We start from the raw sequence: 24,274 nt of genomic DNA on the forward strand, positions 1-24,274 counted from the left end.
GACCTCATGCGGTTGCAACCGGTCGAGGAGCACCCGCACGGGCTGTCCGACACCGAGTTCGACGCGCTGTTCACCACCGACAAGCCGGTCATCTTCGCCTTCCACGGGTACCCGTACCTGATCCACCGGCTCACCTACCGCCGCGCCGGGCACCACAACCTGCACGTCCGCGGCTACAAGGAGGAGGGGACGACCACCACGCCGTTCGACATGGTCATGCTCAACGACCTGGACCGCTTCCACCTGGTCATGGACGTCATCGACCGCGTCCCGTCCCTGGGCGGACGCGTCGCCCACATCAGGCAGCGCATGGCCGACGAACGCCTCCGCCTGCGCGCCTACACCCGCGAACACGGCCAGGACGCCCCCGAGATCCAGAACTGGACGTGGCCGCAGTGAGGGTCCTCACCGTCAACCCCGGATCGAGCAGCCTGAAGATAAGCCTGCTCGACCACGACGACGCCGTCCTCGCCGAGGACTCCGGCGCGGGGCACGAGATGGCCGACCTGGCCGCCGGAATGCCCAAACCCGACGCGATCGGCGTCCGCTTCGTGCACGGCGGCACCGACTACACCGAGCCCGTCCCGATCGACGCGGCCGTCACCGAGCGGCTGCGCGACCTCGCCGACCTGGCCCCGCTGCACCAGCCCGCGTCCCTGCACGCGCTCGCCGAGATCACCGGCGCGCTGCCCGGCGTCCCCGCCGTGGCCTGCTTCGACACCGCCTTCCACGCCACCCTCCCGGCCGCCGCCGCGACCTACGCGCTGCCCGCCGAATGGCGCGAGCGGTTCGGGCTGCGCCGCTACGGCTTCCACGGCCTGTCGTTCTCCTACGCCGTCCGCCGGACGGGCGAACTGCTCGGCGTTCCCCCGTCCTCGCTGCGGATGGTGGTGTGCCACCTCGGCTCGGGCGCGTCCCTGTGCGCGGTCGCCGAAGGGCGCTCGATCGACACGACCATGGGCTTCACGCCGCTGGAGGGCCTGGTCATGGCGTCCCGCGCGGGCAGCATCGACCCGGGCATCCCACTGTGGCTGATCAAGCACGGGCTCTCCGCGCAGGACGTCAACGCGGCGCTCGAAAGCGAATCCGGGCTGCGCGGCCTCACCGGGACGGGCGACATGCGCCGGATCCGGGCCCTGGCCGAACAGCGCGACATCACTGCCCTCGCGGCCCTGGACGTCTACCACCACCGGCTGCGCGCCTGCGCCGCCGCGATGACGGCGTCCCTGGGCGGGCTGGACGCGCTCGTCTTCACGGGCGGGGTCGGGGAGCACGACGCGTCCGTCCGGATGCGCCTGGCGGCCGACCTCGCCCATCTCGGCGTCGGCGTCGACCCGGACCGCAACGCGGCCGCGGACGGCGACGCCGACCTCACCCACGCGGGCGCGGCCGTCCGCACGCTTGTGATCACGGCCCGCGAAGATCTGGAAATTGCCAACGGAGTACGCCGGTGTTACGACCATTACAAACTGTACTAAGCAGACACTTTCCGGCATACAGTTTCCCGGTGGAGCAGACGACCGAGCCCGCGGACGCCGTCGCCGACCGGCTGGCGGACATCCGGGCCATCACCGACCGGGCCTTCGCCCATATGGACATCGACGAGTTCCTCGATGTCCTGCTTGAGCGCGTCCGCCAGGCCCTCGGCGCGGACACCGCCGTCGTGCTGCTTCTCGACCGCCAGAAGCGCTTCCTCGTCGCGGCGGCCGCGAAGGGGATAGAGGAGGAGGTCGTCCAGGCCGCGCACGTCCCGCTGGGGTACGGCTTCGCCGGGCGCGTCGCGGTCGAGCGGCGGCCCATCGTGATCTCCGACGTGCGCAAGGCCAACGTGTTCAACCCGCTGCTGATGCAGCGCGGCCTGCACTCGCTGCTCGGCGTCCCGCTCATCAGCGAGGGGACGCTCGTCGGCGTCATGCACGTCGGGACGGTGACCCCGCGCAGGTTCGGCGCCGAGGACGTCGAGCTGCTGCAGCACGCCGCCACGCCCGCCGCGATGGCGGTGCAGCTCATGCTCGGGCGGGCGGAGCGGGCCGGAGCCATGGAGCTCCAGCGCAGCCTGGTCCCGGCCGCCCTGCCGGAGATCCCGGGGATGGAGCTGAGCGCGCGCTACCGTCCGGGCAAGGAGACCGTGGGCGGCGACTGGTACGACGTGTTCACCCTGCCGTCCGGCGAGATCGGCGTCGTGATGGGGGACGTGGCGGGCCACGGCCTCCCGTCCGCCGTGGTCATGGGCCGGATGCGCAGCGCGCTGCGCGCCTACGCGCTGGAGACCACCGATCCCGCCGAGGTCCTCCTCAAGCTGAACCGCAAGATGCTGCACTTCGAGCCGGACGCGACGGCGACCGTGCTGTACGCGGTGTTCGACCCCGGCATCGAGCGGGTGCGGATCTCCTCGGCCGGGCACTGCCCCCCGCTGCTCGCCGAGCCGGGGGCCCCGGCTCGGTGCCTTGCCGCGGAGACCGACGTCCTGATCGGCCTGGAGGAGATAAACCCCCGCCGCACCACCACCATCGACCTTCCCCCGGGCGCGCTCCTCTGCTTCTACACCGACGGCCTGGTGGAACGGCGCGGAGAGTCCCTGGACGAGGGCATCGCCCGGCTCCGCAAGGCGGTCTACGCGGGCCCGCCGGAGCAGGTCGGCGCGGCGGTGATGGCCGCGCTCATAGGCCGCGACCTGGCTGAGGACGACGTGGCCGTCCTCCTCCTGCGCCGCTCCGAGACCGCGGAGACCGGTTGAACGTGCGGTCGCGGAGGAGGTCGTCCAGGAAGTCGGCCACCTGCGCGACCGCATGGCACGGGTACTCGATCGAACAAAGGATCTGGTAGACCCACCGCCCGTCCTCCCGGTTCGCCGTGACGCTCAAGGCGGCGCCCTCATGCCCCTTGGCGAAGACCCAGAGGGTCGGGGGCCACTCCACGTAGATCTTCAGATGAGCCCATCCGCGATCGCTCATCTGGGACGCCAGTACGTCCAGATGGTGTTCCGCCGTGGTGTGGCCATGGCGAATACGCCACCACCACACCACACCGGGCCAACGCGCCACCTTCATTCGCCGAGCCGCGCCCACGTCACCTTCCCGCCATCGGCCAGTGGCCGGACACCCCATTCCTGGACGAGCGCACCCAGCATCAGGAGCCCGCGACCCGTTTCCGCAGTGTCGTCCCAGTCCTGGACGACCGGGAGCACAGCGGAACCGTCCGCGACCTCCACCCGGAGACCGTCCTCCAAGAGAAGTCGCACGGAAACACGCTTCGTGTCTGTGTGCTTGTGGACGTTCGTAACCAATTCGGTGACCACGGTACGCGCGACATAGTCGTCCCCTAGGCAACGCCTCTGATACAAGGCAGCCACCCATTTCCGTGCAACTTCTGGCGCGCGCGCGGAAGATTCGATTGAGATCACCCCCAACACCATCCCGATATCGATCATGGAAACCTCCGAATTTTTTTTGCTTCGGGAATCCGGTGGCAGAAATGATGCATCCTGTGTAACGCTGTGCAACGCCAAAGCCACGATGCGTGTCCATCACCGGCGCGGCCGTGGCCACTGCCGCCCATGACCGGCCATCGCCGGTCATCCGAGCCCAAGGGAGAAAGCGATGGGACAACGGCCGAACGACCTGCGCCCCTGGGAGTCGCCGAACGCGCTATTCGGCTCCGAATTGCGCCGGTACCGGGAGGCGGCGGGCCTGAGCATCGCCGCCCTGTGCGAGATGATCCGCGACCAGGCGCCCTACGCGAAAAGCACGATCGGCGGCATAGAGCGCGGCGAGACCCGCCCCGACCGCATCCTGGCCATCCAGGCCGACCGCGTCCTCGACACCCGCGAGGCCCTCGTCCACCTCTGGGACGGCCTCTACAAGGGCACCAACGTGGTCCCGGCCTGGTTCACCGACTGGGCCATGCAGGAAACGAAGTTCGACGCCATCCGAAGCTACCAACCGCTGGTCATCCCAGGTCTCCTCCAGACCCCGGCCTACGTCGCCCACCTGCTCGACAACGACGAGCCCGCCATAGAGACCCGCCTCGCACGGCAGGACGTCCTCACCCGCGACACCCCGCCCAACCTGATGTACGTGTTGGACGAGAGCGTGCTCTACCGCGGTGCCGACGACCCCCAGGTGATGCGTGACCAACTCCAACACCTTCTTGCGGCATCGTCCCGTCTCGTCCGCATCCAGATCGCCCCGCTTCGTCTGCACGAGGGAATCGGCGGAGCCTTCGCCATCGGAGCGCTTCCCGACGGGACCGAGGTAGGGTACAAAGACAACGCCTTCGACGGCGACACGACCACCGATCGCCTCGAAATCAAACGGCTCACCGAGCTGTTCTCGGCCATTCAGTCCGCCGCGTACCCCGTGGACCAGTCCCTCGAACTGATAGCAAAGGTGGCGAAAGAAAAATGGACCTGAGCACCGCCGCGTGGCGCAAGTCCAGCCGCAGCTCCAACAACGGCGGCGACTGCATCGAACTCGCCCGCATCGACAACGTCGTCGCCATCCGCGACAGCAAAGACCCCCACGGCCCCAGACTCCTCCTCACCCCTCAAGCCCTCGCCTCCCTCACCCGCCACATCAAGAACGCCTAACCCCCATGGCCCCGAACACCACCCTCTGGCGCAAGTCCAGCCACAGCTCCAACAACGGCGGCAACTGCATCGAGCTCGCCCGCCTCGGCGCCACCCTCGCCATCCGCGACAGCAAAAACCCTGACGGTCCCAAGCTCCTTCTCTCCCCCGAAAACCTCCGGCACCTCGTTCAAACCCTCAAGAACGCCTAAGCAACATAGGGACGCCCTTAGCCCGCCAGGCAGGGGCGTCCCACCCAATTCTCGGGCGCAATCATTCAGCCGATTCTTGAAGGGGTCAGCAGATGGACCTGAACACCGCCGCCTGGCGCAAGGCGTCCCGTAGCACCTCCAACGGCGGTGCCTGCGTCGAGCTCGCCCGCATCAACGACTTCATCGCCATCCGCGACAGCAAGAATCCGAATGGCCCGAAGATCGTCCTAACGCCCGCTGCCCTCGACCACTTCACCCGCCTGATCAAGAATGCGTGACGCGCGTCTAGCGCCGGTCCCTCTCTGACCGGCGCTAGCGCCATTCCCGTCGGAAAGTGTGGTGCTTTCTCGCGTGGTCGAGGATGATGACGACGGGAAGTACCTCTGCCTGGAGGAGAGCACCGTGGACGCCAGCACCGGCGGCACCGCCCGGGTTCCTTGGGGATGGACGAGGGTGACCGACCGGCTCCCGATCTCACCGCCCGACTGGCATCGCGTCGAACTAGACCCGCGTACGCAGATCGCCCGGTATCTCGACGGTGACGGTCAGGTCATCGAGGCGGGTAAGCACGGGACCAAGACGACACCACCACCGACTACGACTCCGATTGAGCCGCCCGCGCGGACGGGACGATGGGCCGGTGCTGGTGATCACCAGCTTGGAGGACGTCACCGCCGACATGGTGATCGCCGCGCTCAATCGCAGAGGCGTCCAGGTCGTCAGGATCGACCCCGCCGACATCGACCCTGAGAGCGGCCCTGACGGCGCCGCCACGAGCGGGAGCGGGCTGCGGTTCGCGGCCCGCATCGGCGGCGGCGACGGCGGATGGGATGGGACGCTGCGGACCGCGTCCCGGGAACTGGACCTGGGACGGGTGCGGGCGGTGTACCACCGCAGGCCGGGCCGCTGGAGGTACCGGGGCCTCCCCGACCGGATCCGCAGGTTCGCGGTCGCCGAGGCGCGCCACGGCCTGGCGGGCCTGATCGCGGCGCTGCCCGTCCCCCACGTGAATCCCCCGGCGGCCACCGCGCGTGCCGAGTACAAGCCGGAACAGTTGCGGGCAGCCGCGGACCTGGGTTTCGCGGTGCCGCCCACGCTGATCACCAATGACCTGGCCGGGGCGCGCCGGTTCGCCGCCGACCACGCCCCCGTGGTCTACAAGACGTTCCGGGGCGTGCCGTCCAGCGATGGCGAGACCGGGGCCATCTGGACACAGCGCGTCGGCCCCGACGAACTCGATGAATCGATCGCCGCCGCTCCGCATCTGTTCCAGGCGGAGATCCAGAACAAGACGGACGCGCGGGTCACCGTGGTCGGCGACCGCGTCCACGCGCACTTGGTCCGCGCGCCGGGCGCGCCGTTGGACTGGAGGGCCGGTGACTGGAACCAACTGACCTATGAGCCGGTCGGCGTCCCCGAGCCCATCCGGCAGACCTTGTACCGATATCTGGACCTGTTCGGCCTCGTGTTCGGCTGCTTCGACTTCGCCGTCGACGAACGGGGGCGGTGGCACTGGATCGAATGCAACCCCAGCGGACAATGGGGTTTCCTGCCCGACGCCGAGGACATCGCCGACTCCTTCGCCGCGCTCTTGCAGGCAGGATGATGAACTATGCCGACGCCGTCCGACGCCACCGCCAGCCCCGAAGTCGAGCGCTTGCGCCGGAGGCTCGCTGATTCCCTCGCCGCGGGCGGGCTTCTGAACGACCCGGCGTGGGACCGCGCGGTCCAGGCCGTCCCAAGGCACCGGTTCGTGCCCGGCTTCTACGCCGAGAACGGCTGCAACGCGGACGGGTTGACCGTGTGGGAACCGGTCACCGCCTCCACCGACCGGGAGCGGTGGCTGCGCGAGGTATACCGCGACCAGACGTTGATCACCCAGTTCGACGCCGACGAACCCCGCTGGGACCGTCCCGCCCCCAGGGTCGGCGGCGCGCCCACCTCGTCGTCCACGCTGCCGTCGTTGGTGCTGCGGATGTGGCTGGACGCCGACCTGCGCGACGGCCACAACGTCCTGGAGATCGGTACCGGTACCGGCTACTCCACGGCACTGGCCTGCGAACGCCTCGGCGACAACGGCGACGTCACCTCCGTCGAGGTCGACAAGGACCGGCTGGCCCAGGCCGCCGACGCGCTCTACGGCTGCGGGTACTACCCGGACCTGGCCGTCGCGGACGGCCTGTACGGCTACTGGCCCTCGGCACCGTTCGACCGCATCGTCGCCGCGTGCTCGGTCCGCGCCGTCCCCGCCCCGTGGCTGGCGCAGGCCAAGCCGGGCGGGAAGATCCTCACCACGCTGTCGGGGTGGCTCTACGGGTATGCCCGCGTCCTGCTCACGGTCAGCGACGCCCACACCGCCGAGGGCCCGCTGCTCGACGGGACCATCTCGTTCATGGCGGCCCGCACCCACGAACGTCCCGACCCCGGCAACCCCGGACACTGGGCCAGCCTCACCAGCGACGCCCCGCCACGTCCGGTCCGGCACAGCCCCCATCGCCTGGACGAAGCCACGGGTGAAGGGTTCTTCGGCCGTTTCCTCGCCCAACTCGCCGCACCGAACGCCCAACTGCTCACCGGCGGCGGAGACGTCCTGCACCTGGTCGACGTCACCACGGGCGCGACCGCCACACTCGTTCCCGACCGCGTTCACGGGCACCTCGTCCGCCAAGCCGGACCGGCGCGATTGTGGGACGCCGTCGAAGCCGCATGGGATGCCTGGGACCTGGCCGGACGGCCGGGCCCGCAGGCGTTCCGGATGCGCGTCCGCGATGGACGGCAGTCCATCACCCACGTCGGCGCGAACGAGCTGACCTTCTTCCTGCCATGAACCCGTGCCGCAGCCGAGCGGGGCACCGCTGGATGATGCGCGCCCGCACCTTCGCCGAGGTGTGCGACCGGGAACTGCGCGCGGCCGCCGCGCACCGCCTGATCCGACGACGGGGATTGATCAATGCGTAGCGACTGGGCCGCACTGCCGTCCGAGGTGCTTGGGGCGATCACGGCGCGCACCGGGGCGATCCACGGGGTCGAGCCCGCGCCCGCGGGCAACCACGCCGACATCGCCGTGACCGTCCACGTCGGGGGCGGGCGGCTGTTTCTCAAGGCCGCGCGCAAGGCCGGGCCCGACGCTGATGGCCCGGAGGTCCGGTCACTGCGCTGGGAAGCGGCGATCAATCCGCACGTCACCGAGTACGCTCCCCGGCTTCACTGGACGGTGGAGGCCGGGGGGTGGCTCGTCCTGGCCTTTGAGCACGTCCAGGCCCGCCACGCCGACTTTGCGCCAGGATCGGCGGACCTGGACGTCCTGGCGAAGGTCATCGACGGCCTCCAGGCCCATCCGCTCCCGCCGGTGCTCGAACGCAAGCGCGTCGAGCGACGCTGGGAGGCGATCGCCGACGTGAGCGCGCTCGCCGGGGACACGTTGCTGCACGCCGATCTCAACCCCGCCAACGTCCTGCTCGGTGACGACGGATCGGTCTGGTTGGTGGACTGGACGTTCATCGGCCGCGGTGCCGCATTCCTGGAACTGGCGCTGCTCATTCCCTGGCTGCTGAAGGCCGGGCATACGCCCGCCGAGGCGGAGAGGTGGCTCGCCCGATTCCCCGCGTGGACGAATGCCGACAAGGCGGCCATCGATCTGTTCAGCCGCGTCTTCGCCGACAAATGGACGCTCAACCTCGCCGCCAACGACGCCGAGTGGGCGAAAGAGCACGCCGACGCCGCCCGGCAGTGGGCCGATCACCGGCTGGGGGATGCGCGGTAACGACCTGCCGAGCCGCATGCCTCGGGTACTACCCGGACCTGGGCGTCGTGGACGGGCTGGAGGGTTGGTGGCCTCCGCGGTTTCGCGGGGGCTTCGTTCGCCAGGTCGATGTCGTTGGGGGGGTTTCGGCGGGGGCTGGCTCGGACTCGCCAAACTGTGGCGCGTTACAGGCCGGAACGCGCCATTGTCTTCGGGACGCGTTCTCAAGCACGTCGGCGGGTGTCCCGGGGGCCGCGCCGGATCCCGGGGAAGGCGCGGCCTCGCTGGTCATCGCGTTGCGGAAGGGGCGGTCGTTGGACTGGTCCACCGGGCACGCTGGTCTGGACCGGCATGGTCGCGGTCACCCAAGATCGTTTTTGTCGGGTTTCCACCTGGAAACGAGCTATGGGCCGCTAGCCTGGAATGCTGGATAATCCGCTTGTATGGACGCTCAGGAGTACGCCGTGGCCGCAGCCGAGGACATTCCCACCGAGATTCACCACGACGTGCCCACGGCCGCCCGCATCTACGGCTGGGCCCTTGGCGGCAAGGACCACTACGAGGCCGACCGGCAGTTCATGTTGCAGAACCTGCCGGAGTTCCCCGAGTTCATCGACCTGGCCAGGCAGAACCGGCTTTTCCTGTACCGGGCCGTCCGGTATTTGGCGCAGGAGGCCGGGATCCGGCAGTTCCTCGACATGGGCTGCGGGCTGCCGACCAATGACAACGTGCACCAGGTCGCGCGGAGGTTCGCGTCCGACACCCGCGTGGTCTACGTCGACATCGACCCGATCGTCCTCGTGCACGCCCGCGCGCTGCTCGCCGACGACGACTCCACCGCCGTGATCACCGCGGACATGTGCGACCAGGAGGCGATCCTCGCCCACCCGGACGTGGAGCGCCTCATCGACTTCAAGGAGCCGCTGGCCGTCCTGTTCCTGTCCGTCGGCCACCACCTGCTCGACGAAGACGACCCGGCCCGCATCCTGAGCACCGTCATCGACCGGGCCGTCCCCGGCAGCCACCTGGCGTTCACGCAGATCGTCTGCTCCGACCGCGAGCGCGCCGCCGACATCGACGCCCGCTCCAACGGCGCCGGTCTCCGCTGGCGGACCCGGGACCGTGCCGAGACCAACGCCCTCCTCCCGGCGAACCTGGAGCCCGTCGAGCCCGGCCTGGTCGACGTCGTGAACTGGCGTCCCGACCTGGAGCAGCCCCGGCTCGCCCCGGTGCCCGCCGAGCTGAAGCGCTACGCGGGCGCGTCCAAGCTGGGCAGCGACCTCACCGAATACGGCGGCGTCCTCCGCAAGCCCTAGGGGTGGCCGCCCGTTCGGCCGAGGGTTTCCATGGGGGTCGCGCCGGGGCGGGTCCATTGGGGGACGGGACGGCTCGTCGGGCCCCAGTTCGGGTTTCCGTCCGCGTCGGAACGCCAGGTCCAGCACGCGTGGCCGCCCTCGGGCCAGCCTTCGGGGACGTCCTCCCACGCCTCGCCGCGCCCGTAGGGCGTCATGTCGAGGAGGCCCAGGGAGGCGTTGACCCGCTCGTTTCCGCGTCCCGTCGTGGAATAGGTGAGGAAAGTGCGGTCGCCGTCGCGCAGATAGACGGTGATGTATCCCATCGGGCCGCCCGCCGGGCCGTCCACGCCGCGCACCGAGTACCAGGGTTCGGTGTAGCCCATGAATTCGAGGTACGGGGCCACCTCGTCCCAGGGGCCCGTGGTCAGGACGGCGTACGAGACGCCGCGCGCGTTGAGGTAGACGGCGTCCTTGATGTGCCAGGCCGTGGTGGTGCAGCCCTCGCACTGGCCTTGGTGGGGCGCGCCGTCCCACCACATGTGCTTGTAGACCACCAGTTCGTCGCGGCCCTGGAACAGGTCGAGGAACGGGACGGGGCCGTCCGGGCCGACGACGTCGACCGTCCCGTCGAACTCGACCATCGGGAGGCGGCGGCGGGCCGCGGCGATGGCGTCGCCCTCGCGGGTGTGGGCCTTCTCGCGGACGAGCAGTTCGTCGCGCGCGGCCTGCCAGGCGGCGAGGTCGACGATGGGCGGGCGGCCGGTCTCCGGGGTGTTCGGCATGGCGTCCTCCGTGGCGTCTCCAGCGGTCACAAGGGCAGACCCGCGTCCGGCGCGAAACTCATCGCGGCGGGGTTAGGCTCGGGCGCGTGGCGGGGAATGTGTGCCGGACGTGCGGGAAGAGCCTTCCGGCGGCGGGTGGGAAGCCGGGACGGGCGTCGGTCTACTGTTCGGCGGCCTGCCGCCAGAAGGCGTACCGGACGCGGCAGGCGACCAGCGGCGGCGTCCAGCAGCTCATCTCGGAGATCGAGCGTCAGGTGAAGGGGCTCGTCCCGGAGAAGCCGGAGCCGTTCTATTCGGGTGTGGAGAGCCTCTCGTCGTCGGTCCGCAGGCTCCGGAGCATCGCGCGGGTCGCGCGGGACGCGTCGCGAACCGTCACGCCCGAACCCGTGACGAATTCCGGCGTCACGGAGACCGGCGTTACGGAATCGGATGAGGCCGCCGCCGTGCGGACGAGCGACGAATGGTCGTTCGCCGATCTCGTCGAGCCGTACCGGCGGGAACTCCAGGTGCACTGCTACCGCATGGTCGGCTCCTACGACGACTCGGAGGACCTCGTCCAGGAGACGCTGCTGAAGGCGTGGAAGCACCGGGACGGGTTCGAGGGCCGCGCCAGCCTCCGCGCCTGGCTCTACAAGATCGCCACGAACGCGAGCCTTGACTTCCTGCGGCGCGACGAGCGGCGGCCGCGGCCGTACGGGCCGTCGCCGGTCCCGCCGAGCGACGGGGTGGCGGCGGGATCGTTCCTGCCCTGGCTGCAGCCGTTCCCGGACGAGGACCCGGAGGCGGCGGCCGAGTCGGCGGAGACGCTTGAGCTGGTGTTCCTCGCCGCGATCCAGCACCTGCCGCCCCGGCAGCGCGCCGTCCTGATCATGCGGGACGTGCTCGGCTGGCCCGCCGCCGACACCGCGCAGGCGCTCGACCTGACCGTGGCCTCGGTGACCAGCGCGTTGCAGCGGGCGCGTCCCGCGCTGCGCGAGCGTCTGCCGGAGCGGCGGCGGGAGTGGGCGCGCGGCGCGGACCCGTCCGAGGCGGAGCGCGCCCTGCTCGACCGCTACATGCGCGCCGCCGCCGACGGCGACATGAGCGCGATGGCCGCGATGCTCCGCGCGGACGCGCGGATCACCATGCCCCCGAACCCGCTGTGGTTCGGCGGCCGCGACGCCATCCTGACGATGCTGGCCCAGACGTTCGACCCGGCGTCGCCGGCGTACTTCGGGCGCTGGCGGCACCTGCCGACGCGGGCGAACGGGCAGCCCGCGCTCGGCGGGTACGTGCAGCGTCCGGGGACGCGCGTGTACCGGGCGCAGGTCCTCGACGTCCTCCGCGTCGAGGACGGTCTGATCGCCGAGATCACGTCGTTCGAGCCGCACCTGTTCCCCGCGTTCGGGCTCCCGCTGACGCTGACCGATTAGTTTTCCGCGCGCCCGCGTCTCAACATCCGTTCGCAACGACGAAAACGACGAAACGGAGCAGCGCGATGCTGGAGAACAAGAACGCGATCATCTACGGCGCCGCCGGTTCGATCGGCTCGGCCGTCGCCCGGACCTTCGCCCGGCACGGGGCGACCGTCCACCTGGCGGGCCGCACCCGGCAGACCCTGGAGGCGGTGGCCGCCGACATCGCGGCGGCGGGCGGGCGCGCCGAGGTCGCCGTCGTCGACGCGCTGGACGAGCGGGCCGTCCGGGCGCACGCGGAGGGCGTGGTCGAGCGGGCCGGGAGCCTCGACGTGTCCTTCAACCTCGTCTCGCGCGGCGACATGCACGGCGTCCCGCTGACCGAGATGCCCGCCGAGGACTTCCTCCGCCCCGTCACCACCGCGATCACCGCGAACTTCCTCACCGCGCGGACGGCGGCGAAGCTCATGTCGGCGCAGGGCTCCGGGGTGGTGCTGGCGCTGAACAGCGGGTCCGCGAAGGGGAGCCCGATGATGGGCGGGACGGGCCCGGCCGACGCGGCGATGGACGCGCTCGTCCGGAACCTGGCGCAGGAGGCGGGCCCGAGCGGCGTCCGCGTCGTAGGCATCTGGACGGCCGGGCTCCCCGAGACGCTGACCCGCGAGAAGCTCGCCGCCACCGGCATGGACCTGGACGACGCCGCCCGCGAGGGCCTGTTCGAGCAGCTCGCCGGGATGCGGATGCTGCGCCGCTCCCCCACCCTCGACCAGGTCGCCGGGACGGCGGCGTTCCTCGCCTCGGACGCGGCGGGCGCGATCACGGCGACGTTCGTGAACGCGACGTCCGGCGTCTTCGCCGACTGAACGGCGCTACCGGTCGGCGGACCGGGCGCGCCTCTCCTCGTCCTCCAGGAGGGGGCCGATGCGGAACGGGACCTGGTGGGTCAGCACGATCGAGGTGTGGCTGCGCCGGACGCCGGGGCACGCGAGGATCGAGTCGATCACCTCGTGCAGCTCCCTGGCGCCCGGCGCGGCGGCGCGGACCAGCAGGTCGCCCTCCCCGGTGATGCCGAGCACCTCCAGCACGCGCGGGATCGCGGCGAGCGCGACGGCCGCCTCGCGGAGCCTGCCCTGCGCGACCTCCAGCGTGACGAACGCGGTCAGCTCGAACCCGAGCGCGGCGAGGTCGACCTCCCGGCCCCGGTGCCCGATGACGCCGTCGCGTTCGAGGCGTTCGACGCGGGCGTGCGCGGTGTTGCGGGCGATGCCGAGCCTGGCGGCCAGCTCGGTGACGCCGATCCGCGGCTGCTCCACCAGGCGGCGGAGGACCTGCAGGTCGAGCAGGGTGAGGCGGGTCATAATGCGCAGCCTCCCTCAGCGGCCCGGGGACGATTTGAGCAATCTGCTCAATTATCGTCCGATCATCTTGCACACCGCTCACCGGGGCGGGCTAATGCAGGAATGAGCACCCTCGCTTCTCCTCTCCGCGACCGGCTGGAACTCGACCGGGGACGGATCGCGATCGGCGGCGTCCACGCGCTCGTCCGGCTGCTGCTCGACCAGCGGCGCGCGGACGCCCGGCGCGGCTGGACGACCGCCGGGTTCGTGTCCGGCTACCGTGGGTCGCCGCTCGGCGGCCTCGACCAGCAGCTCATGCGCGACGCGGACCTCCTCGGCGCCAACGGCATCCGGTTCGTGCCGGGCGTGAACGAGGAGCTGGCGGCGACGGCCGTCTACGGGTCGCAGCTCGTGGAGCACCTGCCGGGGCCGCGCTTCGAGGGCGTCTTCGGCCTCTGGTACGGGAAGGCACCGGGCGTCGACCGGTCGCTGGACGCGTTCAAGCACGCCAACTGGCTCGGGACGTCCGCGCGGGGCGGGGTGCTCGCCGTGGTGGGCGACGACCCGTCGTGCAAGTCGTCGACGCTGCCGTCGGCGACGGAGGGCGCGCTCGCGGAGGCGTTCATGCCGGTGCTCGTCCCGGCGTCGGTCGGGGACGTGCTGCGCCTCGGCCGGCACGGGTTCGAGATGTCGCGGTTCAGCGGCGCGTGGACCGGGTTCAAGCTCGTCACCGACGTCGCCGACTCGCACGAGACCGTGGACGTCGAACCCGTCCCCGACCCGGTGTTCCCGGAGTTCACCTGGCAGGGGCGCCCGTGGAGGCCGACCCGCCGTCCGGGCGTGGACCTCAAGGACACGACGTCGCTGGAGGGTGAGGTCCTGCAGGGACGGCTGCAGGCGGCCACAGCCTACACCGCCGCCAACGGGCTCGACCGGATCGAGGGCGCCGCCGGGGACGCGGTGATCGGCCTGGTCGCCGCCGGTCGCACCTACCTTGAGCTGCGCGAATCCCTCGACCGGCTCGGGCTGGACGACGCGGCGCTGGAGCGGCGGGGCGTGCGGCTGCTGCGGCTCGCGCTGATCCATCCACTGGACGCGGGCCGGGCGCGGGAGTTCGCGCGCGGGCTCCGCGAGATCGTCGTGGTGGAGGAGAAGCGGGCGTTCGTCGAGACCCAGTTCCGGGACGTCCTGTACGACCTGGCGGAGCGTCCGGCCGTGTACGGGAAGAACGGGCCGGACGGGGCCCCGCTCGTCCCGGCGGACGGCGGCCTGGACGCGGACCGGATCACCAAGGCCCTGGCCCGCCTGCTCGCCGACCGCCTCGGCGCGGAGCACCTCGACCTGCGCGACCCCGTGCTCCGCCCCGGCAAACCGAAGATCAACCTGCTCGGGACCGCGGCGCGGACCCCCTATTTCTGCTCGGGGTGCCCCCACAACCGGTCGACGGTCGTCCCGGACGGGTCGCTCGCCGCGAGCGGGATCGGCTGCCACGTGATGACCGTGTTCCAGGACCGCAGCATCGGCACCACGCAGATGGGCGGCGAGGGCGCGATGTGGGTCGGCGCTGCGCCGTTCAGCGACACCGAGCACCTCTTCCAGAACCTCGGCGATGGAACGTTCTTCCACTCGGGCAGCCTCGCCGTGCGGCAGGCCGTCGCGGCGGACACGAACATCACCTTCAAGATCCTCTACAACGCGGCCGTGGCGATGACCGGCGGGCAGGACGCGGACGGCGGCTCCGACCCGGCGGCGATCACCCGGATGCTGGCCGCCGAGGGCGTCGCGAAGATCGCCGTGGTGGCGGACGACCCGTCCCGGTACCCGCGCGGGACGGACTGGGCGCCCGGCGTCCGCGTCCGGCACCGCGACGACCTGGACGCCGTCCAGCGCGAGCTGCGCGCGACCCCCGGCGTGACCGTGCTGCTCTACGACCAGGCGTGCGCGGCGGAGACGCGGCGCAAGCGCAAGCGCGGGCTCGTCCCCGACCCGGCGACGCGCGTGCTGATCAACGAGGCGGTGTGCGAGGGCTGCGGCGACTGCGGCGTGAAGTCCAACTGCCTGAGCGTGGAGCCGGTCGAGACGGAGTTCGGCCGCAAGACGCAGATCAACCAGACGTCCTGCAACAAGGACTACTCCTGCGTGGACGGCGACTGCCCGTCCTTCATCACCGTCACCCCCGGCACGCGGGCCGAGAAGAAGCGCCTGCCGGAGATCGGGGAACTTGCCGAACCGGCGCGGCGGCCGGAGCGCGCGGACGTCCTGCTCGTCGGCATCGGCGGGACGGGCGTCGTGACCGTCAACCAGGTGCTCGCCATGGCGGCCCTCCTCGACGGGCGGCACGCCCGCGCGCTCGACCAGACCGGGCTCAGCCAGAAGGCGGGCGCGGTCGTGTCGCACCTGCGGATCGGGGACGGCGGAGCGGACCGTCCCGGCATGGTCGGGGCGGGCGGCGCGGACGCCTACCTCGTGTTCGACTCGCTCGCCGGGACGTCCGAGCCGAACCTGCGCCGCTGCGCGCCCGGCCGGACCGCCGCCGTCGTGTCGACCAGCGAGGTCCCGACCGGACGCATGATCACCGACACGGCGGCGGCGCTGCCGCCGAGCGCGGCGCTGGTCCGGCGGATCGCCGACCACACCGACGCGGACCGGCTCGTCGCGCTCGACGCCCTCGGCCTCGCCGAACGCTGGTTCGGGAGCACGACGACCGCCAACTTCGTCGTGGTCGGCGCGGCCTACCAGGCGGGGCTGCTGCCGCTGTCGGCGGAGGCGATCGAGCGGGCGCTCGCGCTGAACGGCGTCCAGGTGGAGGCGAACGTGCGGGCGTTCCGGGCGGGGCGGCGGCTCGTCCTCGAACCGGAGTGGGCGGCGGAACCGGCGGCGGCGCCGCCGGCTCCGGCGCCGCGCCCGCTGGACGGCACCGCCGACGCCGCGACGCGCCTGGTCGAGGCGTCCGGCGCGGACGGGGAGCTGGCCCGCGTGCTGCGGATCCGCGTCCCGGACCTCGCCGCCTACCAGGACCTGGCGCTCGCCGAGCGGTACCTCGCCGCCGTCATGCGCGTCGCCGCCGCCGAGGAGAAGGCGGGCGCGGACGGGCGGCGGCTCGCGACGGCCGTCGCGCGCAACCTCTACAAGCTGATGGCCTACAAGGACGAGTACGAGGTCGCGCGCCTGCACCTCGACCCCGAGCTGGCACGCCGGGTGGAGGAGCGGTTCGGGACGGGCGCGTCCGTCCGGTACATGCTGCATCCGCCGCTGCTCCGCGCGGTCGGGGTGGACCGGAAGATCGCGCTCGGGCGGACGGCGCGCCCGGCGTTCCGCGCGCTGCGCGCGATGCGGCGGCTGCGCGGCACCCCGTTCGACCCGTTCGGCGCGACCGCGCAGCGCCGCGCCGAGCGCCGCCTCGTCACCGGCTACGTCGCCGTCGTGAACGAGCTGGTCGCCGGGCTCGCGGAGGGCCCCGAAAGGCTCGACGCCGCGGTGCGGATCGCGGAACTGCCCGACATGATCCGCGGATACGAGGACGTCAAGACCGCGAACGTCGCCCGGTACGAGGAGCGGCTCGGCGAGCTGCTCGCCGAATGGCGCGCCGAGCGCTCCCCGGCGGGCGTCTGACCGGTCGAACCGCGAGGCGGCGTCCGCACGTATCACCTGGCACGCCGGAGACGGAGCCCGGCCTGGACGTGCGACGAGGTTGGTTCGAGTGGAATCGGGCGTGCGGCTGACGGAGCGCTACCTGCTCGTGGAGCGCCTCGACCGCGGCGGGATGACGGAGGTCTGGCGGGCGCGCGACGAGCTGCTCGGCCGGACCGTCGCGGTCAAGCTCGCCGCGTCCCGGAGCGCCGCCGCGCACCGCGCGTTCGAGCAGGGCGTGGGCCGCGCCGCCGGGCTCGGCCACCCCGCGCTGGAGACCGTCTACGACAGCGACCGGGCGCGCGGCCGGTCCGGACGCGCCGTCGCCTACGCCGTGACCGAGTTCCTCGACGGCGTGACGCTCGCCGACCTGCTCCGCCACGGCCCGCTGTCCGTGGCCGAGACGGCGGACGTCGCCGAGCGGGTCGCCGGGGCGCTCGACGCCGCGCACGCCGCCGGGGTCGCGCACGGGCGGCTGTCCCCCGGCAAGGTCATGCTCGTGGACGGGGACCCCAAGGTCATCGGCCTCGGGGCCGGGGGCGCGTCCGCGTCCGGCGCGGACCTGGCCGCCGACGTCCGCGCGCTCGGCGCCCTCATCTCGGCGTGCCTGCCGCCCGGGACGTCCGGTGGCCCGGCGCCGGTCGCCGCGCTGTGCCTGGACGCGACGGCGGCGGACGGGCCGTCCGCGACGAAGGTCGCCGCCCTGCTCCAACGCGATCCGGGCCCGGCCAATGCCGCCTTCGGCCCGCCCACCGCCTTCGCCCCGACCCAGCGGCTCGGCACCGACCGGGAGCCGTCCCGCGATCACCGGACGCGAGCGCTGCGCCCGGCCGGGCATCGGCGGCGGCGCGGGCACGGCGCGGGCGCTCGGCTCGCCGCGGTCGCGGTCGTCGCCGCGATCCCGGTCACGGCGGGGGTGGCGGTCCTCACGTCCGGGCCGCGGGCGCCGGTGGTCGTCCCGGCGGCGACGGGGAGCGTCCAGACGCCGCCGCGCGGGACGGGCCGCGCGCGGTCCGCGCTCGGCCGGATGCATCCGATCGTCAGCCGCGGCTACGCCGCCGGGAAGATCCGCTCCGACGTCGCCATCGACCTCGACGCCGCGATCACCGGCCTGGAGGCCGACCTCGACGCGAACAGGAAGGCCGACGTGAACCGGCGCGTCGCGCAGCTCCGGACACGGATCGCCACCCGGCGGCGCGAGCGCGGCCTGTCCCCCGAGGTCGCCGACCAACTGACCCGCGTCCTCGCGACCGTGCGCGCCTGACCGGGAGCTCGACGCCCGCCGCGCCCCGCTCGGTGGTCCCGGCGAAGGCCCTAGTCGCAGCCCTCGAACTGGGGGATCTCGATCGTCGACAGGTTGAGGCCGGTGCCGCCGAACCACTTGTTCATCAGCCTGGCGGCCGTCCCGTCCTGGTACATGCGGGTGATGGCCCGGTTCAGCGCCTCGCAGCCGTCGAGGTCGCCGCGGCGCAGCCCGATGCCGGTGTTCTGCTCGCTGATCCGCGCGTCGACCAGCCGGAACCCGCCGCCCTCCCGGCGGATCAGCCCGGCCAGGATCACGTCGTTCGTGGTGATCGCGTCCACCCGGCGCTGCTTGATCATCGCCATGCACTCGTCGTAGTCCCCGGCCTTGACGATCCGCGCGGTCATCCCGTTGATCGCCAGCAGCCGCTTCACCGGGTCCGAGCCCTCGACCCCGCAGAACCTGCGGCCCTTCAGGTCGCGGACGCCCCTGACGCCGCGCTCGTCCGACCGCACCAGGACGTCCTGGAAGGACATCGAGTACGGCCCCGCGAACGCAACCTGCGTCTTGCGCTCGGGCGTGACCGACAGCGTCGCGAGGACCATGTCGGCGCGTCCCGACGTCAGCGCCGGGATCCGCTCGGCCGACAGCACCTTGACGAACCGCACCTTCTTGCCGAGCCGGTCGGCCATGTAGCGGGCGACGTCGATGTCGAAGCCCTCGAACCCGCCGTCCGCGCGGCGCAGGCCGAGCCCGGGCAGGTCCGGGCGCACGCCGACGACCAGCGTCGACTTGTCCAGCAGCGATCCGCCGCCGCCCTGCCCGCACGCCGCCAGCAGGCCGCCCGCGAGGACGCACGCCGCCGCGGCCCGCCCGGCCACCCGAACGGCTACCCGCACGGTCGCGCTCCGTCCGGGCCGATCCGGCGCGGTGAGCGGGAGGCGTCGCCGGGACTAGTCCGGCATTCCGCAGAAACCATCACGCCGTAACCATAGAGCGGCCGGGACCGCGTCGGCAGTGCCCCGGCGCGGCCCGGCCGCCGTCAGCCGGGCGCGGGCCCGAACTCGACGCAGCAGTGCCCGGTGTGCGGGGCGAGCGCCGCCTCGATGGAGTCGGCGCCGAGACCGTCCACCACACCGGACAGGAACGCGTGGTTGACCGCGCACACCAGGTCGGGGTCGTCCTGCGCCAGCGGGTGGAACGGGCAGTTGCGCAGCCGCAGCCGCGCGGCCTCCACCCGGTCGGGCTCGAACCCGTGCCGCGCGAGGATCTCCGCCGCGCGAGTGAGGGCCCGCTCCGCGCCGAGCCGCCCGCCCCGGACGGGACGGCCCTCCGCCGCCCCGAGCGCCCGGCCGCGCTCCCCCGCCGCGCGGAGCGCCGCGTCCCGCGCGCTCTCCGCCGCGCCGTGGCCGCGCACCGCGTCCAGCAGGATGCTCGCGAGCAGCCCGTGCTCGCGCTGCGGGATGCTGACCCGCACCTCCACCCCGGACGGCTCGTACACCTTCGGCGCCCGCCCCACCCGCCGGACGCCGGACGGCGCCGCGTAGCGCGCCCGCAGCAGGCCCGCGTCGACGAGCTTGTCCAGGTGGAACGCGGCGAGCTTGCGGGAGATCCCGACGCTGGCGGCGGCCTCGTCCCGGGTCACCGGCGCCCCGGCCGAGCGGATGAACGCGTACATGCCGCGCCGCAAGTCGTCGCTCAGGATCGCGGCGGCCTCCAGGGCGGCGGAGTCAGAGGTCACCGCACCACCCTAGCCCGCGGTCACGGTATCGCATAGAAGTCTTGGTGAATCGGACTCGCCTCCAAGCACCGTTGACCTGCCTCTGCTATAACACCAATACTTGTTGGTGAAATAGGAGGTCGTCATGGACGATCCGCAGCACCTCGCCAAACGTCCGGTGAGCGCGCTCGCCGGGAGCTACGGCCATCCCGTGCACCCGATCCTCGTGACGGTGCCGATCGGGGCCTGGATCGCCAGCCTCGTGTTCGACGTCGCCTCGCATTTCGTCGCCGACCCGGGGTTCGCGGCCAGGGGCTCGCTGTGGCTGATCGGCATCGGGGTCGCCGGGGCGCTCGCCGCCGCCGCGACCGGCTTCCTGGACCTGCTCGCCATCCCGCCCGGCACCCGCGCGTTCCGGACGGCGCTCGTCCACATGTCCCTGAACCTCGCCGTCACCGGCGCCTACGCGGCCGGGTTCGGATGGCGCATGGGAGAGGTGGGCGGGGCCGTGGCGCCCGTGCGGATCGCCCTGTCCGCCGTGGCGCTCGCGGCCCTCGCCGTGTCGGGCTTCCTCGGCGGGCGGCTCGCCTACCGGTACGGCGTCCGCGTCGCCGACGAGACCACCCAGGCCGAGGGGTTCGCCGCCCCTCCCGCCGCGTCCACTCCCACCTCCAACCGCGAAGGACAACGATGAACATCGCCGCACTCGCCACCTGGCTCGTCACCGCGCTCGGCGGCTTCTTCATGCTCGGCACCTGGATCTCGCGCGGCGGGGCGCGGGGGGACGGGGCGTCCCGGCTCCCCGTCCCGGTGATCTTCGGGCACTTCGCGCTCGCCGCCACGGGCCTGGTCGTCTGGATCGTCTACGTGGTCACCGACACGGCCGCGCTCGCCTGGACGGCGTTCGGGCTCCTGCTCCCGGTGGCGCTCCTCGGGTTCGTGATGTTCGCCCGCTGGCTGGGCTCCCGCGTCCCGGACGTGGGCGAGACGGCGGTCCCGGCCGAGCGCGGCTTCCCCATCCCGGTCGTGATGGGGCACGGCCTGTTCGCGGTCGCGACGCTGGTCCTCGTCCTGATCACCGCGATCCGGGGCTGAGAAATGCACAACAGGCACCTCCTCCGGATGGAGGTGCCTGTTGTGTGAGCGGGGCCGTCCGGACGAACCGGGCCGATGAAGGTCCGGGTCAAGGTTTCGCCCGTGCCCCGTGTGTCAAGGCGAGGAATTATGAAGTACCGGCGACCACTTCCGTTTCTGTCTCGGGGACGGGGGATGGGGAAGGCCGTGGCTTACGCGGGGTCATGCCAAGGGCGGCGATCGCTGCGATCGCCATGAACCCGCCGACCATCAGCCAAGCGTCGACGTAGGCGTCGTGGACGTCCGGGTAGCCGCGCGGGGCGCCGAGGACGGCGACCGCGAGGCTCACGCCGAGGACGCTCCCGATCTGCCTGCTCATGTTCAGGACGGCGCTGCCGGTCGCGTACCGGTGCGGCGGCAGCTCCACGGCGGCGGCGGACAGGATGGTGGGGAGGGCGAGGCCGACGCCCGTCCCGCCGATGAGCCAGCCCGGCAGCAGCTCGGACGCGTAAGCGGGCGCCGGGCCGAGGCTCATCGCGATCATGACGACGCCGAACGCGCAGAGCATGCACCCGGCGGCGGTGATCAGACCGACCGGGACGCGCGCGGCGGCCAGCCGTCCGGCGACCAGCGCCATGATCGGGACCATCAGCGGGCCGGGCGCGACGGCGAGCCCGGTCGTGATGGCGGAGTAGTGCCAGACCTGCTGCATCCACAGCACGCCGAGCAGGAGGTTGGCGGCGAACGCGACGGTGAACAGCAGGATCGCGGCGTTCGACCAGGAGAAGGTGCGCACGGCGAGCAGCGACGGCTCGATCACGGGCGCGGGGTGGCGCAGCGACCGCAGCCAGAACCAGGCGAGGCCGAGCAGCGCGGCGCCGCAGGCGAGCACGGTCTGCTCCCCCGGCCAGTCGTTGATCTTGACGACGGCGAGCGCGAGCACCGCGATCGCGGCGGTGAGCACGGCCGTGCCCGGCAGGTCGGGGACGCGGGCCGTGACGCCCTCCCGCGAGTCGGGGACGAACCGCCACGCCAGCAGGATCGCGAGGATCCCGATCGGGACGTTCACCTCGAACACCCACCGCCAGGACAGCTCGACGAGCACGCCGCCGACCGCGGGCCCGGCCGCCGCGGCGAGCGCGGACGCCGCCGACCAGACCCGCACGGCGCCGCCGCGCCGCTCGGCCGGGTAGGCGGAGAGCAGGAGCCCGAGGCTCGTCGGGATGAGCGCCGCCGCGCCCGCGGCCTGCAGCACCCGGAACGCGACCAGCCACCACAGGGACGGCGCCATCGCGCACGCCTGCGACGCGAGCGTGAAGACGGCGAGGCCGAGCAGGAGCCCGGGCTTGCGGCCGTACCGGTCGGCGAGCCGGCCGAGCGGGACGAGCAGCGCGGCGAACACGATGGCGAAGCCGTTCAGCACCCAGGACAGGTCGGACATCGGCGCGCCCGCGAAGTCGCGGCCGATGTCGTTGAAGGCGACGTTGACGATGAACAGGTCGAGGCCCGCCATGAAGGACGCGACGGACAGCACCGCGAGCACCAGCCCGGGCCGCACCCGCCGGCCCCCGAGCGCGGGTACCTGACTTTGTTCCACCATAGTCAGGGAGGCTAGCGAGCAGGCTGACTTTGGTCAAGCCAAGTCAGCAGGTTTATAGTGGGCGCGTGACAATCGCACTTGAGGGGCATTTCGCCGACCGCGACGCCTGGTCGATGCAGAACTGCCCGGTCGCGCGGACGCTGGCCGCGCTCGGTCCCCCGTCGGCGGTCCTCGTGCTGAGCGAGGCGTACTTCGGGACCAACCGCTTCGGCGACTTCGTCCGCAACCTGGAGATGACCGAGTCCGCGGTGACGGCCCGGCTGCGGCACCTCGTCAAGGCCGGGCTGCTCAGCCGGGAGCCGTACCAGGAGCCGGGGCAGCGCACCCGCTACGAGTACCACCTGACGAAGATGGGCCAGGACCTCGCGCCCACGCTCGTCGGCCTCATGGAATGGGGCGAGACGTACCTGCCCGGCGACGAGGGGCGCCAGGTCAGGCTCACCCACGCGGGCTGCGGCGAGGCCGTGACGTCGCAGGTCCGCTGCGCCGAGGGGCACGACGTCGCGGTCGACGAGATCGTCATGGGGCCGCCGCGTCCGGGCGAGGAGTAGCCCCCGCCCGGACGCTCCAGGCCGCCCCGGGCCCCGCCGCCCGGGCGGCTAGCCGCGCCTGCCGGCGCCGCCGGCGAGCCGCAGCGCGTGCTCGACGAGGGACACCAGCACCTCCTTCGCCGACCCCGTCCGGCGCGCGTCGCACAGCAGGACGGGGACGTGCGGGTCGATGTCGAGGGCCGTCCGGATCTCCGGCGGCTCGTAGCGGTCGGCGTCGTCGAAGCAGTTGACCGCGACGACGAACGGCGTCCCCTTCCGCTCGAAGTAGTCGATCGAGGCGAAGCTCGCCATCAGCCGCCGCGTGTCGGCGAGGACGACCGCGCCGAGCGCCCCGCGCGACAGCTCGTTCCACATGAACCAGAAGCGCTCCTGGCCCGGCGTCCCGAACAGGTAGACGGCGACGCCGTCCCGCAGGGTGATGCGGCCGAAGTCCATCGCGACGGTCGTGGTGGTCTTCGCGGCGACGCCGTCGAGGTCGTCCACGGCGGCGCCGACGTCGGTCAGCGCCTCCTCGGTGCGCAGCGGCCGGATCTCGCTGACCGCGCCGACCAGCGTCGTCTTCCCGACGCCGAACCCGCCGGCGACGAGGATCTTCAGCGCGACGCGCGGGCCGTCCAGCCGCTCGTCGGCGGGGGCCTCGGGGGCCTCCGGGGAGTTAGAGCGCGCGGAGCTCATCGAGCACCCTCCTGAGCAGGTTCTGGTCCAGATGCGGCGGGACGGTGGCGGGCGGCGGCGCACCGGCGTCCGCCCCGGGGGACGGCGCGGCGGCGGGCGCGGACCACCGCTGGACGTCCAGGAGCCCCGAGTCGAGCAGGTCGCCCGCCAGCACCCGGATCACGCCGAACGGCAGGTCCAGGTCGGACGCCAGGTCGGCGAGGGCGTACGGGCGGCGGCACAGCGCCAGCATCCGGCGCTGCGGGCGGGCGAGCCGGCCGGGCTCGGCGGGCCGCCGGCCGGTCGCGACGAGGATCGTCACGATGTCCAGCGGCTCGCCGCTCGGCCGGGTGCGCCCGCGCGTCACCGCGTAGGGCCGGACGATGGGACCGGCGGCCGCGTCCAGCCACCGCTCCCGGCCGGGCGCCCCGTGGTCCCGCGCGGGGGCGCCGGGCGTGTCGCCGGGGTCCATC

Annotated in this window: 27 protein-coding genes; 19 read left to right on the forward strand and 8 right to left on the reverse strand. The window is 72.4% G+C overall.

The window, feature by feature from the left end; translation table 11 throughout:
• The 3 genes from ACH01S_RS39370 to ACH01S_RS39380 form a co-directional block, all read left to right on the forward strand.
• The coding region (locus tag ACH01S_RS39370; RefSeq protein WP_502687068.1) for a phosphoketolase family protein at positions 1–399 on the forward strand (399 nt) is incomplete at its 5' end.
• Positions 387–1,478 (forward strand): acetate/propionate family kinase, encoded by a 1,092-nt coding sequence (locus tag ACH01S_RS39375; protein ID WP_306303279.1) that lies wholly within the window; start codon positions 387–389, stop codon positions 1,476–1,478. The genes ACH01S_RS39370 and ACH01S_RS39375, both read left to right, overlap by 13 nt.
• Positions 1,479–1,507: 29 nt before the next feature.
• Positions 1,508–2,737: a PP2C family protein-serine/threonine phosphatase gene (locus ACH01S_RS39380; protein WP_067904875.1), complete on the forward strand. Its 1,230-nt coding sequence runs from the start codon at positions 1,508–1,510 to the stop codon at positions 2,735–2,737.
• Positions 2,738–3,046: 309 nt separating this feature from the next.
• Here the strand turns inward: ACH01S_RS39380 and ACH01S_RS39385 are convergent, their stop codons facing one another.
• Positions 3,047–3,430: an ATP-binding protein gene (locus ACH01S_RS39385; protein ID WP_083981666.1), complete on the reverse strand. Its 384-nt coding sequence runs from the start codon at positions 3,428–3,430 to the stop codon at positions 3,047–3,049.
• Between the two features lie 169 nt (positions 3,431–3,599).
• Here ACH01S_RS39385 and ACH01S_RS39390 point away from each other — a divergent pair, with 169 nt between their 5' ends.
• The 9 genes from ACH01S_RS39390 to ACH01S_RS39425 all read left to right on the forward strand — a co-directional run bounded on the left by ACH01S_RS39390 (position 3,600) and on the right by ACH01S_RS39425 (position 9,837).
• Positions 3,600–4,412 carry a helix-turn-helix domain-containing protein gene (locus ACH01S_RS39390; RefSeq protein ID WP_067904878.1) on the forward strand — a complete coding sequence of 271 codons (813 nt, stop codon included), beginning with the start codon at positions 3,600–3,602 and terminating at the stop codon, positions 4,410–4,412.
• A complete protein-coding gene (locus ACH01S_RS39395) occupies positions 4,403–4,588 on the forward strand; it encodes a DUF397 domain-containing protein (protein WP_067904881.1) in 186 nt (61 codons plus the stop codon). The genes ACH01S_RS39390 and ACH01S_RS39395 overlap by 10 nt, the downstream gene beginning before the upstream one ends.
• A 5-nt stretch (positions 4,589–4,593) precedes the next feature.
• Complete coding sequence (locus tag ACH01S_RS39400) at positions 4,594–4,779, forward strand: DUF397 domain-containing protein (protein WP_067904884.1); 186 nt, start codon at positions 4,594–4,596, stop codon at positions 4,777–4,779.
• Between the two features lie 92 nt (positions 4,780–4,871).
• On the forward strand, positions 4,872–5,057 hold the full coding sequence (locus tag ACH01S_RS39405; protein WP_067904887.1) for a DUF397 domain-containing protein: 186 nt from the start codon (positions 4,872–4,874) through the stop codon (positions 5,055–5,057).
• Between the two features lie 124 nt (positions 5,058–5,181).
• Positions 5,182–5,529 (forward strand): putative ATP-grasp-modified RiPP, encoded by a 348-nt coding sequence (gene tgmA / locus ACH01S_RS44200; RefSeq protein ID WP_174564944.1) that lies wholly within the window; start codon positions 5,182–5,184, stop codon positions 5,527–5,529.
• Positions 5,420–6,385 carry an MvdC/MvdD family ATP grasp protein gene (locus ACH01S_RS39410; protein ID WP_246236608.1) on the forward strand — a complete coding sequence of 322 codons (966 nt, stop codon included), beginning with the start codon at positions 5,420–5,422 and terminating at the stop codon, positions 6,383–6,385. Before tgmA ends, ACH01S_RS39410 begins: the two co-directional genes overlap by 110 nt.
• Positions 6,386–6,391: 6 nt before the next feature.
• Positions 6,392–7,606: an ATP-grasp peptide maturase system methyltransferase gene (tgmC, locus tag ACH01S_RS39415; protein ID WP_067904891.1), complete on the forward strand. Its 1,215-nt coding sequence runs from the start codon at positions 6,392–6,394 to the stop codon at positions 7,604–7,606.
• A gap of 123 nt (positions 7,607–7,729) precedes the next feature.
• On the forward strand, positions 7,730–8,542 hold the full coding sequence (locus tag ACH01S_RS39420; protein WP_067904893.1) for a phosphotransferase family protein: 813 nt from the start codon (positions 7,730–7,732) through the stop codon (positions 8,540–8,542).
• A gap of 422 nt (positions 8,543–8,964) precedes the next feature.
• Positions 8,965–9,837, forward strand: coding sequence for an SAM-dependent methyltransferase (locus ACH01S_RS39425; protein ID WP_067904896.1), 873 nt, complete (start codon positions 8,965–8,967; stop codon positions 9,835–9,837).
• Here the strand turns inward: ACH01S_RS39425 and ACH01S_RS39430 are convergent.
• Positions 9,834–10,598: a DUF899 family protein gene (locus ACH01S_RS39430; protein ID WP_067904899.1), complete on the reverse strand. Its 765-nt coding sequence runs from the start codon at positions 10,596–10,598 to the stop codon at positions 9,834–9,836. The genes ACH01S_RS39425 and ACH01S_RS39430 overlap by 4 nt on opposite strands.
• 86 nt (positions 10,599–10,684) lie before the next feature.
• Between ACH01S_RS39430 and ACH01S_RS39435 the strand changes: the two genes are divergently transcribed.
• Complete coding sequence (locus ACH01S_RS39435) at positions 10,685–12,010, forward strand: sigma-70 family RNA polymerase sigma factor (RefSeq protein ID WP_067904902.1); 1,326 nt, start codon at positions 10,685–10,687, stop codon at positions 12,008–12,010.
• Between the two features lie 65 nt (positions 12,011–12,075).
• Positions 12,076–12,855: an SDR family NAD(P)-dependent oxidoreductase gene (locus tag ACH01S_RS39440; protein ID WP_067904913.1), complete on the forward strand. Its 780-nt coding sequence runs from the start codon at positions 12,076–12,078 to the stop codon at positions 12,853–12,855.
• Between the two features lie 6 nt (positions 12,856–12,861).
• Here the strand turns inward: ACH01S_RS39440 and ACH01S_RS39445 are convergent, their stop codons facing one another.
• Positions 12,862–13,350, reverse strand: coding sequence for an Lrp/AsnC family transcriptional regulator (locus ACH01S_RS39445; protein ID WP_067904916.1), 489 nt, complete (start codon positions 13,348–13,350; stop codon positions 12,862–12,864).
• A gap of 102 nt (positions 13,351–13,452) precedes the next feature.
• Between ACH01S_RS39445 and ACH01S_RS39450 the strand changes: the two genes are divergently transcribed.
• Complete coding sequence (locus ACH01S_RS39450; protein WP_067904919.1) at positions 13,453–16,941, forward strand: indolepyruvate ferredoxin oxidoreductase family protein; 3,489 nt, start codon at positions 13,453–13,455, stop codon at positions 16,939–16,941.
• 100 nt (positions 16,942–17,041) lie between these two features.
• Positions 17,042–18,223: a protein kinase family protein gene (locus tag ACH01S_RS39455; RefSeq protein ID WP_148344305.1), complete on the forward strand. Its 1,182-nt coding sequence runs from the start codon at positions 17,042–17,044 to the stop codon at positions 18,221–18,223.
• A 50-nt stretch (positions 18,224–18,273) separates the two neighbouring features.
• Here ACH01S_RS39455 and ACH01S_RS39460 read toward each other — a convergent pair whose 3' ends face one another.
• Together ACH01S_RS39460 and ACH01S_RS39465 are read right to left on the reverse strand one after the other, a co-directional pair.
• A complete protein-coding gene (locus ACH01S_RS39460; protein ID WP_067904926.1) occupies positions 18,274–19,101 on the reverse strand; it encodes a transporter substrate-binding domain-containing protein in 828 nt (275 codons plus the stop codon).
• Positions 19,102–19,244: 143 nt separating this feature from the next.
• The gene (locus tag ACH01S_RS39465) at positions 19,245–19,943 is read right to left on the reverse strand and encodes a helix-turn-helix transcriptional regulator (protein ID WP_067904929.1); all 699 of its coding nucleotides are present in this window, start codon (positions 19,941–19,943) and stop codon (positions 19,245–19,247) included.
• A 124-nt stretch (positions 19,944–20,067) separates the two neighbouring features.
• Here ACH01S_RS39465 and ACH01S_RS39470 point away from each other — a divergent pair, with 124 nt between their 5' ends.
• On the forward strand, positions 20,068–20,616 hold the full coding sequence (locus tag ACH01S_RS39470; protein WP_067904931.1) for a DUF2231 domain-containing protein: 549 nt from the start codon (positions 20,068–20,070) through the stop codon (positions 20,614–20,616).
• Positions 20,613–21,017 (forward strand): hypothetical protein, encoded by a 405-nt coding sequence (locus tag ACH01S_RS39475; protein WP_067904934.1) that lies wholly within the window; start codon positions 20,613–20,615, stop codon positions 21,015–21,017. The genes ACH01S_RS39470 and ACH01S_RS39475 overlap by 4 nt, the downstream gene beginning before the upstream one ends.
• 127 nt (positions 21,018–21,144) lie before the next feature.
• Here ACH01S_RS39475 and ACH01S_RS39480 read toward each other — a convergent pair whose 3' ends face one another.
• Positions 21,145–22,596 (reverse strand): MFS transporter, encoded by a 1,452-nt coding sequence (locus ACH01S_RS39480; RefSeq protein WP_067904936.1) that lies wholly within the window; start codon positions 22,594–22,596, stop codon positions 21,145–21,147.
• Between the two features lie 65 nt (positions 22,597–22,661).
• Between ACH01S_RS39480 and ACH01S_RS39485 the strand changes: the two genes are divergently transcribed.
• A complete protein-coding gene (locus tag ACH01S_RS39485; RefSeq protein WP_218010552.1) occupies positions 22,662–23,147 on the forward strand; it encodes a winged helix-turn-helix transcriptional regulator in 486 nt (161 codons plus the stop codon).
• A gap of 48 nt (positions 23,148–23,195) precedes the next feature.
• Here ACH01S_RS39485 and ACH01S_RS39490 read toward each other — a convergent pair whose 3' ends face one another.
• Positions 23,196–23,822, reverse strand: a complete 627-nt coding sequence (locus ACH01S_RS39490) for a GTP-binding protein (protein ID WP_083981667.1) — start codon at positions 23,820–23,822, stop codon at positions 23,196–23,198.
• Positions 23,803–24,273, reverse strand: a complete 471-nt coding sequence (locus ACH01S_RS39495; protein WP_083981668.1) for a DUF742 domain-containing protein — start codon at positions 24,271–24,273, stop codon at positions 23,803–23,805. Before ACH01S_RS39495 ends, ACH01S_RS39490 begins: the two co-directional genes overlap by 20 nt.
• Position 24,274: the final 1 nt, after the last annotated feature.

Origin of the sequence: Actinomadura chibensis NBRC 106107, assembly GCF_001552135.1 — a bacterium.
Classification (GTDB): Bacteria; Actinomycetota; Actinomycetes; order Streptosporangiales; family Streptosporangiaceae; genus Spirillospora; species Spirillospora chibensis.